General features: G+C 72.6%; 13 protein-coding genes. 8 read left to right on the forward strand and 5 right to left on the reverse strand.

Going from position 1 to position 14,253, the window contains the following annotated elements; all coding sequences use genetic code 11:
• Positions 1 to 12 precede the first annotated feature (12 nt).
• The gene (locus tag ACWDRR_RS23355; protein WP_449774125.1) at positions 13 to 519 is read right to left on the reverse strand and encodes an RICIN domain-containing protein; all 507 of its coding nucleotides are present in this window, start codon (positions 517 to 519) and stop codon (positions 13 to 15) included.
• Positions 520 to 897: 378 nt separating this feature from the next.
• Here ACWDRR_RS23355 and ACWDRR_RS23360 point away from each other — a divergent pair, with 378 nt between their 5' ends.
• Together ACWDRR_RS23360 and ACWDRR_RS23365 are read left to right on the forward strand one after the other, a co-directional pair.
• Complete coding sequence (locus ACWDRR_RS23360) at positions 898 to 1,227, forward strand: trypco2 family protein (RefSeq protein ID WP_449774126.1); 330 nt, start codon at positions 898 to 900, stop codon at positions 1,225 to 1,227.
• A gap of 62 nt (positions 1,228 to 1,289) precedes the next feature.
• Positions 1,290 to 5,180, forward strand: coding sequence for a tetratricopeptide repeat protein (locus ACWDRR_RS23365; RefSeq protein ID WP_449774127.1), 3,891 nt, complete (start codon positions 1,290 to 1,292; stop codon positions 5,178 to 5,180).
• Positions 5,181 to 5,312: 132 nt separating this feature from the next.
• On the opposite strand, the gene ACWDRR_RS23370 is transcribed toward ACWDRR_RS23365, so the two are convergent.
• Positions 5,313 to 6,152, reverse strand: coding sequence for an SDR family oxidoreductase (locus ACWDRR_RS23370; protein ID WP_449774128.1), 840 nt, complete (start codon positions 6,150 to 6,152; stop codon positions 5,313 to 5,315).
• 91 nt (positions 6,153 to 6,243) lie between these two features.
• On the opposite strand from ACWDRR_RS23370, the gene ACWDRR_RS23375 reads away from it, so the two are divergent.
• Positions 6,244 to 6,615, forward strand: coding sequence for a winged helix-turn-helix transcriptional regulator (locus ACWDRR_RS23375; protein ID WP_449774129.1), 372 nt, complete (start codon positions 6,244 to 6,246; stop codon positions 6,613 to 6,615).
• A 27-nt stretch (positions 6,616 to 6,642) separates the two neighbouring features.
• On the opposite strand, the gene ACWDRR_RS23380 is transcribed toward ACWDRR_RS23375, so the two are convergent.
• Positions 6,643 to 7,113, reverse strand: a complete 471-nt coding sequence (locus ACWDRR_RS23380; RefSeq protein ID WP_449774130.1) for an ArsI/CadI family heavy metal resistance metalloenzyme — start codon at positions 7,111 to 7,113, stop codon at positions 6,643 to 6,645.
• 102 nt (positions 7,114 to 7,215) lie between these two features.
• Between ACWDRR_RS23380 and ACWDRR_RS23385 the strand changes: the two genes are divergently transcribed.
• The 4 genes from ACWDRR_RS23385 (at position 7,216) to ACWDRR_RS23400 (ending at position 11,279) form a co-directional block, all read left to right on the forward strand.
• Complete coding sequence (locus tag ACWDRR_RS23385; protein ID WP_449774131.1) at positions 7,216 to 7,593, forward strand: ArsR/SmtB family transcription factor; 378 nt, start codon at positions 7,216 to 7,218, stop codon at positions 7,591 to 7,593.
• A complete protein-coding gene (locus tag ACWDRR_RS23390; protein ID WP_449774132.1) occupies positions 7,590 to 8,372 on the forward strand; it encodes an aquaporin in 783 nt (260 codons plus the stop codon). Before ACWDRR_RS23385 ends, ACWDRR_RS23390 begins: the two co-directional genes overlap by 4 nt.
• Before the next feature lie 42 nt (positions 8,373 to 8,414).
• Positions 8,415 to 8,834, forward strand: a complete 420-nt coding sequence (locus ACWDRR_RS23395; RefSeq protein ID WP_449774133.1) for an arsenate reductase ArsC — start codon at positions 8,415 to 8,417, stop codon at positions 8,832 to 8,834.
• A 75-nt stretch (positions 8,835 to 8,909) separates the two neighbouring features.
• Positions 8,910 to 11,279 carry an FHA domain-containing protein gene (locus ACWDRR_RS23400; protein ID WP_449774134.1) on the forward strand — a complete coding sequence of 790 codons (2,370 nt, stop codon included), beginning with the start codon at positions 8,910 to 8,912 and terminating at the stop codon, positions 11,277 to 11,279.
• A gap of 58 nt (positions 11,280 to 11,337) precedes the next feature.
• On the opposite strand, the gene ACWDRR_RS23405 is transcribed toward ACWDRR_RS23400, so the two are convergent.
• Positions 11,338 to 11,988, reverse strand: coding sequence for a hypothetical protein (locus ACWDRR_RS23405; protein WP_449774135.1), 651 nt, complete (start codon positions 11,986 to 11,988; stop codon positions 11,338 to 11,340).
• 292 nt (positions 11,989 to 12,280) lie between these two features.
• Positions 12,281 to 12,505: a hypothetical protein gene (locus ACWDRR_RS23410; RefSeq protein ID WP_449774136.1), complete on the reverse strand. Its 225-nt coding sequence runs from the start codon at positions 12,503 to 12,505 to the stop codon at positions 12,281 to 12,283.
• A 137-nt stretch (positions 12,506 to 12,642) separates the two neighbouring features.
• Here ACWDRR_RS23410 and ACWDRR_RS23415 point away from each other — a divergent pair, with 137 nt between their 5' ends.
• On the forward strand, positions 12,643 to 13,932 hold the full coding sequence (locus ACWDRR_RS23415) for an outer membrane protein assembly factor BamB family protein (protein ID WP_449774137.1): 1,290 nt from the start codon (positions 12,643 to 12,645) through the stop codon (positions 13,930 to 13,932).
• Positions 13,933 to 14,253: the final 321 nt, after the last annotated feature.

Genomic DNA, 14,253 nt, shown 5'->3' on the forward strand with positions numbered 1-14,253 from the left:
CAGCGGTGCGTCTCAGCGCCACTTCTGCGTGGCGGACCAGTTGCACTGCCACTGGTTGGCGGTCGCACCGTTGTGGGTGGCGTCGCCCCAGATCTCCAGGCACTTGCCCGAGTTCCTGTTGGCGAGTTCACCGGTGGCGGTGATGAGCCACTGCTGGGTGGGAGATCCGTTGCAGTCCCACTGGCCGGCGCGGGCGCCGTCGTCGACGGAGTCGCCCCAGATCTCCAGGCACCTACCCGAGTTGGCGTTGACGATGGTGGCCCAGGCGCCATCGAGGTGGATCTGCCACACCTGGGTGGCAGAACCGTTGCAGTCCCACTGACCGGCGCGAGCACCGTTGTGGGTGGCGTCACCCCAGATCTCCAGACACTTGCCCGAGTTGACGTTGACGAAGGTTCGTGAACCCGCCGACAGGGCGTGCGCCGGCGCGGCGCCGGCGGACGGCGTGACCGCGAAGCCCGTAGTGATGACGATTCCGGAGACAAGTGCCGCTGTCCCCTTACCGATCCGAAGATTCACAGCTCTCCTTGGAAGTGGGTGGCGCGGTCGAAGCTCCCTGCCCGGACAGCACCTCGCGCCTCCGGGTTCTCCACTGGACCGGCCGGCGGAGACCCCACTGTTCAGCCCGTGCCGATTGTCCGGCAACAGAAGCACGGATGTGGGCAAGTGAGCGGCGGACAACCTGTCTTGTCCGCGGACAGGACAGGAGACGGAGGACGGGTGGAAACGGACGTCCACAGCGGCCCTGATGCCGACTGGGCTGCGCACAGCCGGGGTCCTGAAAAAGCCGGGCGCCTCAACGGGCCGTGGAGATCCGAGGGTTGGTGCGGGGCGGCTGCGGGAATCGGGCCGGTACACGCCCTGTGCGAGGGCAGGGGGACCAGGAGGGGGACGGGTATGAGCGGCACGAATGGCACCGGTGGGGAGTGGTTGGACCTGGCGGACGCGATCACCCTGCTGCGGGACCAGATCGCCGAGGCCCAGCGCCGGATCGCCGACCCGGTGGGCGGGGGCGACAAGGGGGTGCGGTTCACGATGGGCGAGATCACGCTGGACCTCGGCCTGGAGCTGACCGGCACCAAGGGCGTCAACGGCGGGCTGCGGTGGAGCGTCATCAGCTTGGGCGGGAAGAAGGAGAGCGGCAGCAAGGCCACCCACACCGTGCACGTGAAGCTGACCCCGCACCGGACGGGCGGCGGCGACGTCGAGGTGGGCGACGAGGAGTAGCCGCACCGGCTGACCAGCGGGACCGGGTGACCGGGTGGCCGGGGATCGAGGGGGGAGCGTTCATGGAGTTCGACCGTCGGGTGCAGATCCGGGTGAAACGCGCGGGCAAGGACACGAAAGGGTTCGGGACGGGATATCTGGTCGCGCCGCGGTTGGTGCTGACCGCCGACCACGTCATGGACGGCCTGGACCCGGACGGCGGGCCGGGCGCGGTGATGGTGTGCCAACCCGACACGGACGAGCGGGAGTTCCCCGCGACCGTGTGCTGGCGGCGGCGGGACGACGAGGTGGACGCCGCGCTGATCGAGATCGACGCCGACAGCGACTGGCCGATCCCCGAGTCCCTGGGCGATCTGACGGCCAGGCCGCCCCAGCGCTACGGGAGGCTCATCGGCCCCCGCTCCCACCCGGTCGCCCTGACCGGCTTCCCCCGCCTGCAGAAGGACCCCGAACGGGGCCGCCTGGACGAGCAGTTGGAGGGCTGGATCGCCCCCGGCAGCGGGGCGCTGGCCAGCCGCTACGAGGTCACCAGCACCACCCCCACCCCCCAAGGCCCCCTCAGCAGCGGCGGCACCCGCTGGTCCGGCATCTCCGGCGCGGCGGTCCTCGCCGACGACGGAACGGGCGGGGACCTGCTGTGCGGCATCATCCGCTACGACCGCCAGGCCGACGGCGGCACCCGCCTGACCGCAACCCCCATCAGCCGCATCCTCAGCAACCATGGGAGCCGGCCCTCCGCGTTCCGCCGACTGATCGCCGAGCACACCGGATGGGACCCGGTCCTCGAACCCGTCGAACCCGCCCACCTGCTCAAACCCGCCACCGTCGACCGCGACCTGGACTCACCCGCCGCCCTGCTGCGCGCCGACACCGAGGCCGTCGCCTTCCACGGCCGCGACCAGGAACTCGCCGACCTGCACGCCTGGTGCACGACCGACCCGGCCAAGGTCGCGATCCGGGTCGTCACAGGCCCCGGCGGACAGGGCAAGACCCGCCTCGCCCGCCGCCTGACCGACGCGCTCAGCCGCGAGGACTGGGTCACCGGCCATCTGCGCTCCGACCTCACCGACCACGACGCCCCGCCCGACCTGGCCGCGCTCAGCACCGCGCTGCCCCTGCTGCTGGTCGTCGACTACGCCGAGACCCGCCCCCGCCTGCTGCGACGCCTGGTCACCCACCTGCACACCACCCGCCACCGCGTCCGCCTGCTTCTTCTCGCCCGCTCGGACGGCGAGTGGCGCACCGACACCCTCAGCGCCACGCCGCCCGTACGCCGCCTGCTGGCCTCGGCCCCCGTCATCCCGCTGGGCCCGCTCCGGCCCGCCGGCCGGCCCGTCCAGGACCGGAACATCGACTTCCGCAACGCCGTCCGCGACCTGGCACGCCTGCTCCCGCGCATCCCCAGCGTGCCCGACCACGACTGGGCCGCCCTGGCCGGCTCGGTCCGTCCCACCGACGACCTCAGCCACCCCCGCTACGACAACGCCCTCACCCTGCAGCTGACCGCCCTGGTGGCGCTCCTCCAGCAGGGCCCGCGCCCCGCGACCGCCACCCCGGGCGACCCGGCCGAGAAGATCCTGCTGGAGCACGAGGAACGCTTCTGGACGGACAGCGCGCAGGCTCCCGGCTTCGAACTCGGCCTGGACACCACCACCCTCAGGACCGCTGTCGCGGTCGCGGCTCTGTGCGGGGCCGCCACCTCCACCAGCGCCGCCCTCGTCCTCGCCACGGTGCCCGGCCTGCCCGCCGACAGGACCCCCCGCACCGCCGCGTGGCTCGCACGCCTGTACCCGGCCGACCCCGACCGCTACTGGGGATCGCTCCAACCCGACCGCATCGCCGAGTACCACGCCGCCCGCGCCCTGACCCGGCGCGACCTCGAACTTCCCGCCCTCCTGGGCGCGGCCGGCCCCGACCAGCAGGCCCAGACCGTAACCGTCCTGGCCCGTGCCGCCATCGCCCACTACAACGCCGACCGCACCTCCGACAGCGACCACGTGCTCCGCACCGTCGACGCGGCCCTGGACGGCGTCCCCCTCGCCTACCCGGCACTCCGGGCCGCGATGGCCGCACTCCCCTACCCCTCCCGCGTCATCACCCCGCTCGCCGTGCGGCTCGCCGGCGCCCTCGCCCAGGCCGACCGGGACCTCGCACAGGACGACCCCGCCGCCCACGAGCCCGACCTCGCCGGCTCGCTGTCCGGCCTCGGCGTCCGGTTGTCCGAGGTGGGGCGGCGGGTCGAGGCACTGACCGCCGCCGCCGACGCGGTGGAGGTCTACCGGAGGCTGGCGGCCGCCGACCCCGCCACCTACGAGCCCGACCTCGCACGCTCGCTGTCCAACCTCGGCCTGGTTCTGTCGGACGCGGAGCGGCGGGCCGAGGCGCTGACCGCCGTCGAGGAGGCGGTGGAGATCTTCCGGAGGCCGGCGGCCGCCAACCCCGCCGCCTACCAACCCGGCCTCGCCCGCTCGCTGTCCAACCTCGGGAAGGTTCTGTCGGCGGTGGGGCGGCGGATCGAGGCGCTGACCGCGGTCGAGGACTCGGTGGAGATCCGGCGTCGGTTGGCGGCCGCCAACCCGGCCGCCTACGAGCCCGACCTCTCGGCCTCGCTGTCCAACCTCGGCTTGGCCCTGTCCGCGGTCGGGCGTCGGGCCGAGGCGCTGACCGCCGCCGCCGACGCGGTGAAGATCCGCCGGCGCCTGGCGGCCGCCAACCCGGCCGCCCATGAGCCCGACCTCGCCGCTGCGCTGATCAACCTCAGCGGGGCGCTGTCGGCGGTGGGGCGGCAGGGCGAGGCGCTGACCGCCGCCTCCGACGCGATGAAGATCTACCGGAGGCTGGCGGCCGCCAACCCCGCCGCCTACGAGCCCGACCTCGCCGACGCGCTGACCAGCCGCGGCCTGGCCCTGTCCGCGGTCGGGCGCCGGGCCGAGGCACTGACCGCCGCCGCCGACGCGGTGAAGATCCGCCGGCGGCTGGCGGCCGACAACGCCGCCGCCCACGAGCCCGACCTCGCAGGCTCGCTGTCCAACCTGGGCCTGGCGCTGTCGGCAGCGGGGCGCCGGACCGAAGCGCTGACCGCCATCGAGGACGCGGTGGAGATCTTCCGGAGGCTGGCGGCCCGCAACCCCGCCGCCCACGAGCCCGACCTCGCCCTCGCGCTGTCCAACCTCGGCTTGGCGCTGTCCGCGGTCGGGCGCGGGGCCGAGGCACTGACCGCCGCCGCGGACGCGGTGGGGATCTACCGGAGGCTCGTGGTCGGCGACCCGGCCGCCCACGAGCCCGACCTCGCCGCCGCGCTGGCCAACGTCGGCAACCGGTTGTCGGAGGCGGGGCGGCGGGCCGAGGCCCCGACCGCCCTCGGGGACGCGGTGGGGATCTACCGGAGGCTGGCGGCCCGCAACCCCGCCGCCCACGAGCCCGACCTCGCCGCCGCGCTGTCCGACCTCAGCATGGCCCTCGCGGATGGGGGGCGCCCGGCCGAGGCGCTGACCGCCATCAAGGCTGCGGTGGAGATCCGGCGGCGGCTCGCGGCCGCCGAACCCGCCGCCCACGAGCCCGCCCTCGCACGCTCGCTGACCAACCTCGGCGCCCGCCTGTGGCAGGCGGAGCAGTGGGCCGAGGCGCTGACCACAGCCGAGGACGCGGTGAGGAGGTGGCGGCGGCTGGCTGCCGCCGACCCCGCCGCCACCTCCGACCTCACTCACGCGCTGTCCATCCGGGCCATGATCCTGGCGACCGTGGGAGATCTGACTGCGGCGCTCCGTGCCACCGATGAAGCGGTGGAGTCCTGCCGGCCTCACGTCGCCACGCTGCCCGCCTTGCTTCCGGGACTCCACAGGGTGCTGGACCTCCAGGCGACACTGCTGGACGCGGCTGGACGCCCTCAGGACGCCGCGACCGTCCGGCACTGGCTGGAGAAGAATCCGCTGCCGCCGGGTTCTCACAAGTGACGGTGGTGCGTGTTCTGTGAGCCCCCCGAGCACGATGTGGACGGCTCACCCCGCACGCCCACGGCATCGGCCCCGACGTGAACAGCATGCCCCGGCACCCGAAATCGAACGGCGAACCGATCCCCAACAGTTTCAGCGGAACGCGGCAACATGGCGAGCGGCCCAGTCGGCGAACGGGCGCGGGGCGCGGCCGAGGACCCGCTGGACGTCCGGGCTGACGCGCAGTTCGGCCGGGTTCGGGGAACCGAGGATGGCCAGGGTGTCCTCGGCGAGCTCGGCCGGCATGCTCCGGGCCATGGCGGCCTTGGCCTCGGCGCGGGTGAGGTCGTGGAACCGCACCGGCGAGCCCAGCGCGTCCGCGATGGCCGCCGCCTGCTGACGCGGCGTGATCACCTCCGGGCCGGTCAGCTCGTGGACGCCGCCGGTGTGCCGGTCGTCCAGCAGGCAGGCCGCCGCTACCTCGGCGATGTCCGCCGGGTCGATGATCGGCACCCCGACGTCGCCGAAGGGAGCGGCGACGACCCGCTGCGCGCGGATGGACCCGGCCCACCACAGGGCGTTGGAGGCGAAGCCGCCCGGCCGCAGGATGGCCCACTCCAGGCCGGACTCCCGCAGCACGTCCTCCAGCGCGCGCATCGCGATCCGCGTCGCGCCGAAGGGCCTGGTCGCCACGCCCTGCGTGGAGAGCAGCACGACCCGGCGGACGCCGCTGGTCGCGGCCCGGCCGATGATCTCGGCCGGGCGGGCTCCGGCGGCGTGCAGGTCGCCGGAGAGCAGCAGGAACAGCGCCTCCGCCCCGGCCAGCGCGGGGTCGAGGCCGGTCGGCTCGGTCAGGTCGGCCGCCAGGTGGCGGACGCCGTCCGGCACCTGCGCCGCGTGCCGTGACACCGCCGTCACCTGCCGGCCCGCCTCGGCCAACGCCCGCGTCAACGGTCGGCCCACGTTCCCGGTAGCCCCGGTCACCACAATCATGTTCGGCTCCTTGCCACTTGTCCTCTGTGGACTTCACGCTAGGAGCCGGGCTAACTCTTGGTAAGGACATACCTTTGGGTAAGCTCATCACGTGACGGGAAGCGCGCAGCGCACACGGGCCGAGGCCGGCGAACGGTATGAGGTGTTTCACACCGACTGCCCCGCGCGCGATGTGGTCGACCATGTGACCAGCAGGTGGGGCGTCTGGGTCTTGATCTCCCTGCGGAGCACCGACCTCCGGTTCTTCGAACTGCGCGAGAGCATCCAGGGCGTCAGCGAGAAGATGCTCGCCCAGACCCTGCGCGCGCTGGTCCAGGACGGCCTGGTCCGGCGGGAGGTCGAGCCGACGACACCGCCTCAGGTCACCTACGGGCTCACCGAGTTCGGCCGGGACGTCGGCGAGCCGCTGGCGGAGCTGTTCGACCGGATCACACAGCGTCTTTCGCTGCCCGACGCGGGATAGCGCGGTGGCGATCGCTGGTGGCGACGGTCAGCCGCAGGCGCAGCCCGTGGCGGCAGGGGCCGGTTCGGCGGGGCGGTCCGCGTTGGTGCAGCAGGTGCCGGGGGCGCTGTCGGCGCTCTTGCCGAGGGTGTCGGCGTCGGCCTTGACGACATAGACCTCCCAGGGCTCCTTGCCGGGGCCGGTCACCCAGACCTTGTCCTGGAGGGCGTAGCAGCAGGAGGTGTCGTTCTCCTCGAAGGTGGCCAGGCCGGCGTCCTTGAGGCGGGTGGTGGCGGCAGCGACCTGCTCGGCGCTGTCGACCTCGACGCCGAGGTGGTCCAGCCGGGTGTCCTCGCCCTGCTCCCCCTCGATCAGGACGAGCTTGAGCGAGGGCTCGGTGACAGCGAAGTTCGCGTAGCCGGGCCGACGCTTGGCGGGCTCGGTGCCGAAGAGCTTGGAGTAGAAGGCGACGGAGCCTTCGAGGTCGGCGACGCGAAGGGCGAGCTGAACGCGGGACATGGTGGTCTCCCCGATCCGGGATCCCTGAGCGGGATCATTGATTCGACAGTTGTCGATACAGCGAGCTTGCCTCCCGGGATAGATGACTGTCAACATAGACGCATGTCGAATCCGGAACTGCAGGTGCTCGACCAGGACGAGGCCGCCGCGTGCTGCTCGCCGATGGTCCGCGAGCCCCTCGACGAGGCGGCCGCCGTCGACCTGGCGAAGATGTTCAAGGCACTGTCGGACCCGGTGCGGCTGCGGCTGCTGTCGCTGATCGCCTCGCACGAGGGCGGCGAGGCCTGTGTCTGCGACCTGACGGGTCCGTTCGACGTGTCCCAGCCGACCATCTCCCACCACCTCAAGGTGCTGCGCGAGGCCGGGCTGGTCGGGTCCGAACGTCGCGGGACGTGGGTCTACTACTGGGTGCTGCCCGCCGCGCTGGCCCGCCTGTCCGCCCTCCTGGACGCCCCGGCCACCGCGGGCGGGCCCAGATGACCGACAAGGCGCCGCTGGGCCGCCGGGTCATGGCCGAGCTGGTCGGCAGCGCCGCCCTGGTCGCCGTCGTGGTCGGCTCCGGCATCCAGGCCACCGAGCTGTCGCAGGACGTCGGCGTGCGGCTCCTCGCCAACTCGCTCGCGACCGTGCTCGGCCTCGGCGTGCTGATCCTGCTGCTCGGCCCGGTCTCCGGCGCCCACTTCAACCCGGCGGTGACCCTGGCCGCCTGGTGGACCGGCCGCCGGAGCGGGGACGGGCCGACCCTGCGGGAGGTCGCGGCCTACGTCCCGGCCCAGACCGTGGGCGCGATCGGCGGCTCGGTGCTGGCGGACGCGATGTTCGCCGAGCCGCTCGTGCGGTGGTCGACGCACGACCGCTGGGCCCCGCACCTCTGGCTGGGCGAGGTCGTGGCAACCGCCGGCCTGATCCTCGTGGTCTTCGGTCTGGCCCGGACCGGGCGCGCGCACGTCGCCCCGGCCGCGGTCGCCTCCTTCATCGGCGCCGCCTACTGGTTCACGTCCTCGACCAGCTTCGCGAACCCGGCGGTGACGATCGGCCGCGCGTTCACCGACACCTTCGCGGGCATCGCTCCCGCCTCGGTGCCGCCGTTCGTCGCCGCCCAGCTCGCCGGACTGGCCGTCGGCGTCGCACTGGTCGCGGCGCTGTTCGGCCGCCCGGCGCCCGCCCGCGAGGACGTCCTCGCCGCGCGCGACGACCACGCCCCGCACGACGACCACGCCCCGCGCGGCGACCACCACCCGGCTGCGGCCGCGCGCTGACCCCGCTGCCCCCTGCCCGTCCCGAAGATCAAGGACTGTCCCGTGAGCCCTTCCACCATCCCCTCCGTGCTGTTCGTCTGCGTGCACAACGCCGGCAGGTCGCAGATGGCCGCCGCGTTCCTCACCCGCCTCGGCGGCGAGCGGGTGCAGGTCCGCTCCGCCGGCTCCGCCCCCGCCGGGAGCGTCAACCCGGCGGTGGTCGAGGCCCTCGCCGAGGTCGGCATCGACATCGCCGACGAGATCCCGAAGGTCCTGACCGTCGAGGCGGTGCAGGCATCCGATGTGGTGATCACCATGGGCTGCGGCGACGCCTGCCCGTTCTTCCCCGGCAAGACCTATCTGGACTGGAAGCTGGACGACCCGGCCGGCCAGGGTGTCGAGGCCGTCCGACCGATCCGCGACCGGATCGAGGCCCGGATCCGCGGCCTGCTCACCGACCTCGGCATCGAACCCGCCGCATGACCGGCCGCCACGGGCCGGTGCGGCGGGATCCGGCCCCTTGGGCGGGTGCCCACCGGCGGGACTAGCATCGGACATATGGCAGAGCGAGAATTCGCGCTCACCGCGCCGCAGCTCGTCCTCGAGACCGACAACCACTCGCAGGTGATGAGCCCGGGTCGCAGCTACGCCGTCGGCCGCGACCCCACCAGCGATGTCGTGCTCTCCGATCCCAGGGTCTCCTGGCACCACGCCGTCCTGCACGTCGGAGACGGCCACTGGATGCTCGACGACACCGGCTCCACCAACGGCACCTTCTGCAAGGGCCACCGCGTCCAGCACCTGGATGTCGGCCCCGGGTACACGCTCCGCTTCGGCAACGCCGCCGACGGCCCCTGCTGCACCCTGAGCGCCCTGCACAAGGCGACCGAGCTCAGGGAGCAGCCGTCCGCGCTGTCCGTCATCACCGGCCTGGACCGGCCGCCGACCAGCGTCCGGCGGCTGCCCGCCAAGGTGATCAGGATCGGCCGCGCGTCCGACAACGACCTGGTGCTCGGCGACCTGTCCGTCTCCCGCCACCACGCCGAACTGCGCGCCCACGCCGACGGCCGGTACGAGATCGCCGACCTGGAGAGCCACAACGGCACCTACCTCAACGGACTTCCGATCGGGCAGGCGCTGGTCGGCCCCGGTGACATCGTCGGCATCGGCCACTCGGCGTTCTGCCTGGTCGGCGACCAGCTGCAGGAGTTCGTCGACACCGGCGACATCGACCTCGACGTCGAGGACCTCACCGTCGAGGTCACCGACGGCCGCGTCCTGCTCGACGGGGTCACCTTCCCGGTCGGCCAGCACTGTCTGCTCGCCGTCGCGGGCCCGAGCGGCGCCGGCAAGTCCACCCTGCTCAACGCCCTCACCGGGCTGCGCCCCGCCGACCGGGGCACCGTCCGCTACGACGGCCGCGATCTGTACCACGACTACGCGGAGCTGCGCCACCGCATCGGCCTCGTCCCCCAGGACGACATCCTGCACACCCAGCTGGCCGTCCGCCGGGCCCTCGGCTACGCCGCCGAACTGCGCTTCCCCGACGACACCGCCCCCGCCGAACGCGCCGCCCGGGTCGAGGAGGTGATCGCCGAACTCGGCCTGACCCAACGCGCCGACCAGGTGATCTCCACGCTCTCCGGCGGCCAGCGCAAGCGGGTCAGCGTCGCCCTCGAACTGCTCACCAAGCCCTCACTGCTCTTCCTCGACGAGCCCACCAGCGGCCTCGACCCGGGCATGGACCGCTCCGTGATGCAGATGCTCCGCAACCTCGCCGACGACGGACACACCATCATCGTGGTGACCCACAGCGTGCTCAGCCTCGACCTGTGCGACCGCCTGCTGCTGCTCGCCCCCGGCGGACGGCTCGCCTGGTACGGGCCGCCCGACGAGACCCTCGACCACTTCGGGTTCGGCCGCTGGTCCGAGGCGTTCGAAGCGTTCGAGAACGAGACCGACCGCGACTGGGCGGGCCAGTACCGCGCCTCCCCTCCGTACCTCCGCTACATCTCCGGTGCGACCGCACGGCCCGGCGCGACCGCACGGCCCGCCACGCCCGGCCCCGCGGCCCCGGCCGCCGAGGTCCCGCCGCCCAGGCCGAAGCCCAAACCGCGTCGCTGGAGCAAGCAGGTCGCCACCCTGGTCCGGCGCTACGCCACCGCGCTGTCCGCCGACCGCACCTTCCTCGCCGTGATGATCGCCCTGCCGTTCATCATGGGCGCCCTGGTCCGGGCCCTGGCCGGCAGCCGCCTCGACGACTCCACCGCCCTCAACGCGCTGCTCATCCTCTGCGTCAGCGCGGTGCTGATCGGCGCCGCCAACGCGGTGCGCGAGCTGGTCAAGGAACGCAGCATCTACCAACGCGAGAGAGCCGTCGGCCTCTCCAGATCCGCGTACCTCTGCTCGAAGATCGTGGTGCTCGGCACCGTCACCGTCGTCCAGTCCGTGGTCCTCACCATGGTCGGCCTGGTCGGAGTGCAACTCGGGCCACCGGGCACCCAGGGCGTCTTCATGCCACCGCTGTTCGAGATCACCCTCGCCGTGGCCATGCTGTCGCTGACCGCGATGATGTTCGGCCTGGTGATCTCCGCGCTGGTGAAGAAGGAGGAGGTGACCATGCCGCTGCTGGTGCTGGTCGCCATCATCCAGGTGGTCTTCTGCGGGGCGCTGCTGCAGCTGAACAACACGCCGGGGCTCAACCAGCTCTCCTGGCTGGTGCCCTCCCGCTGGGCCTTCGCCGCGATGGCCGCCACGATGGACCTCGGCGCCGCCTTCCCCGCCACCTTCACCAACGACCCGCTCTTCGCCCACCAGGCCGGCACCTGGCTGCTCGACATGGGCATGCTGGTCGCCCTCTCGGTGGGCTGCGGGTTCCTGGTCAGCCGGCTGCTCCGCCGCCACGAACCCGCCATCATGCGCGGGTAGCGGAGCGTTCTGGCGTTCTCACCCGGGCCCGGGGCGCCCGCTCGGCCGCCCCGGGGGCTCAGGCCGGCTCCCCGAGACCGGTCGGGGCCGACGGGCCGGGTGCCACCGCGGAGGTGCCGGCGTCGGTGACCGGTCCGGGCCGGGGCAGCGGGCACAGGGCGATGCCGTCGGCGATCACCCAGGCGGCCTGCTTGTCCTCGCCCCAGCGGACGTGGGCGATCCACGGCAGCTGCGGTCCCGGGCGCCGACGGGCGGTGACCAGGACCGAACGCCAGCTGCCCTCGGCCCGGAGCCAGGCCGGCCGCCAGCACCGCTCCCCCGGGTCCGTCCCGACCGGACCGGCGAGCTCGGCCGGCACCCGCACCGCGTCCCGCCACGTCCCGCGATACGGGGCGGCGGCCGGGGCCGGCCCGGCGGGCTCGGGCAGCGGGCGGATCCGGTCCCCGTCGAACAGGAACCACCCCCACTCGCCGGTGCTCTCCGGGCCCCAGGTGACGTGGACGACCCACACCCCGCTCCCCGGCGGGCGCCGCCACACCGTGAGCATGCCCGGACACCACCGCCCGCCCAGCCGGATCTCCACCAGCCGCCACCGCCGCTCGTCCCGGTAGTGGCCCGGCAGCGACATCAGCTCCCGCGGCGCCCGCTCGGCATCACCCGGACTCTCGGCGGAGCGAACGGGACGGGAGAACGGGACGGACGAGGTCATGAACCCATTATTCGATTGTTTGTTCGAGTGATCAAACGTCAGCTTCCCGCTTCACCCATCGGGCCCGTGTTGTGCCGAAGCGCGACAACTGCCACATCAGCACGCAAGCTGTCACCAAGACCGTCGTGGCTGCGGTGGGTGTATCCGCGGAGCTGTCCTGTCGCAGTGCAGCTGGCGAATTCTGACTCGGTCTCATCCGTGCTGTCGGATTCTCACTGCATCGCGCGCTGAACGATGGCTTTGCCCCGTTTGGGGGAATGTCGCTTCGCCGGTCCGGTTCTCACTGCACCTGTCACGGTCGCTTCGACATGTGTACGTGAGGGCCGGGGGTGGCGAGTTTCAGCACGGTCTCCCGGGTGATTTCCGGCCGCTCCAGCCGGTGCTCCGCGGCGGCGAGTTGCCCGCTGAGCTGGGCGATCTGCTCGCGCAGGCGGGCTGCTTCCTTGCAGCCGATGGCCTTCGGACATGACTGGCGTGTTGGGGAGTCGATTTCGGGTCGGATGAGGCCGGATGCCACTTATGGGTGGGTTGGCGATCTTCCCGGGTGAGCGACGAAATGCCTACGCTGCGTGGCGGCGGGTGGCAGAGCACGGGCGCATGGGGCGACCGGGGCCGCTCGCCGTTCGGAAGGATCGTCGCGTGACGGAGTCGGGTGTGTCTCACTTCTACATCGCCTACCGGCAGACGGGGCCGGAGCCGGGCGGCATCGCGGTGCTGGATGCTGCCACCGGCCGGATCAGGACGACCCAGGCCCTGATGGGTAACCGCGGCCTGGCCGCCCAGCCCGGCGGCGCCGGCACGAAGCTGTACGCCCTGGCCGAAGGGGGCTACAACGCCAGCACGGTCGACACCCGGACCCTGGAAACGGACACCCTCTACTCCGACCAGGAGAGTCCCTCGGCAACGGACGCGGCGGTGAATGCCGACGGCAGCCGTCTGTTCCTGGCCCAGGGCTTGGTCGTGCTCGAGCTGGACGCGGCCTCGGGGAAGGTGGAGGGGGACCACCCCGTCCCTCAGGAGCCCGTGTTCAGCGCCTGGGCGACCGTCGCGCTGTCCCCGGACGGCAAACGACTCTACCTGGGCAGGCAGGGTCAGAACTCGAACCGGAAGCAGACGCCCTGCGTGCTGGCCATGGACGTCCCCGAGCGGGCCCAGGACGGGAGCAAGGCGCAGGAGGACAACGCGGAGGAGACCGACTCGGGTCCGGGGCAGGCGGTCGACATCGCCGCCCCCGCCGAGAAGTACCGCGCCGTCCGGGTGCTCCTCAGCGCCGACGGCGCCACCCTGTACGCGTTCGTGCCCCATCAGGCCGACCCGCTGGTCGCCATCGACACCGCCACCATGACCGTCACCGCCCGCGCCGAGGGCCCCGCCCCGACCGCCCTCGCGCTGTCCCCGGACGGCACCCTCCTCTACGCCGTCCACGCCGACCGCGCGGGCAGCATCCTCAACGCCGCCGACCTCACCGAGACCGGCACCTTCCCCAGCACCCCGGACGGGGCCCCGGCCATCGCCGTCGCCCCTGACGGCACCGTGTGCGTGGCCTACTCCGACCACACCTGCACCGTGATCTCCCCTGACGCCGCAGAGGCATCCGCTCCCGCCCGCCTGGCCGGCGCACCGCTGGCCGTGGTCACCGCCGCGGCCAGCGAGGCCGACCCCCAACCCCAACCCGAGTACGTCGGCCAGTACCGGCGCGATGCCATGCCGCGCCGGTACAACGAGTACTCCGAAGGGCACGGCATGTGGTCCACCGACGTCACCTGCGAACAGGGCACCTTCGTGCCCGCCTACAACAAGGTCTACGAGGGCTCCTACACCCTCACCGACGGCGTCGGCGTCTGGCGCAAGGCCGTCCTCGGCGGCGGCGAGAACAAGAAGTTCTACCGCATCCCCGCCTGGGACAACCTGATCGTCGACGGCGACGACGTCACCTGGCTGTAGGCGCCCCGCACCCACCCGGCCGGCACAGCCCGAGGCGATCCGATTCCCAACAGCAGCTCCAGCACACCAGGGGAAGCCCCCGGCCACCGTGGCCGGGGGCTTCCCCCTCATGCGGCGTGCCATTGATCCGATAGCTGCTGGGTGCCCGCTGACCTGCTCAGACGCACTGACACGCGACCGAACGAGCAGTCGACTGTCCGGGGCACGACGCGGCCCGCCGCACAAGTCTGCTTGCGCAGGAGCCAACTTGTTTGAGAACGATGCCCGATCCTATTCCCAAACCACCTGGCAGCCCCGCAGGTCAGAGCCGTGACAGCTGCC

This window comes from Kitasatospora sp. NPDC003701, assembly GCF_053587085.1.

Excerpts from the sequence above, each read along its gene's own strand:
- ACWDRR_RS23365 (WP_449774127.1), top strand. The coding sequence starts at position 1,290 with ATGGAGTTCGACCGTCGGGTGCAGATCCGGGTGAAACGCGCGGGCAAG.
- ACWDRR_RS23405 (WP_449774135.1), bottom strand. The coding sequence starts at position 11,988 with ATGACCTCGTCCGTCCCGTTCTCCCGTCCCGTTCGCTCCGCCGAGAGT.
- ACWDRR_RS23400 (WP_449774134.1), top strand. The coding sequence starts at position 8,910 with ATGGCAGAGCGAGAATTCGCGCTCACCGCGCCGCAGCTCGTCCTCGAG.
- ACWDRR_RS23360 (WP_449774126.1), top strand. The coding sequence starts at position 898 with ATGAGCGGCACGAATGGCACCGGTGGGGAGTGGTTGGACCTGGCGGAC.
- ACWDRR_RS23370 (WP_449774128.1), bottom strand. The coding sequence starts at position 6,152 with ATGATTGTGGTGACCGGGGCTACCGGGAACGTGGGCCGACCGTTGACG.
- ACWDRR_RS23385 (WP_449774131.1), top strand. The coding sequence starts at position 7,216 with ATGTCGAATCCGGAACTGCAGGTGCTCGACCAGGACGAGGCCGCCGCG.
- ACWDRR_RS23380 (WP_449774130.1), bottom strand. The coding sequence starts at position 7,113 with ATGTCCCGCGTTCAGCTCGCCCTTCGCGTCGCCGACCTCGAAGGCTCC.
- ACWDRR_RS23390 (WP_449774132.1), top strand. The coding sequence starts at position 7,590 with ATGACCGACAAGGCGCCGCTGGGCCGCCGGGTCATGGCCGAGCTGGTC.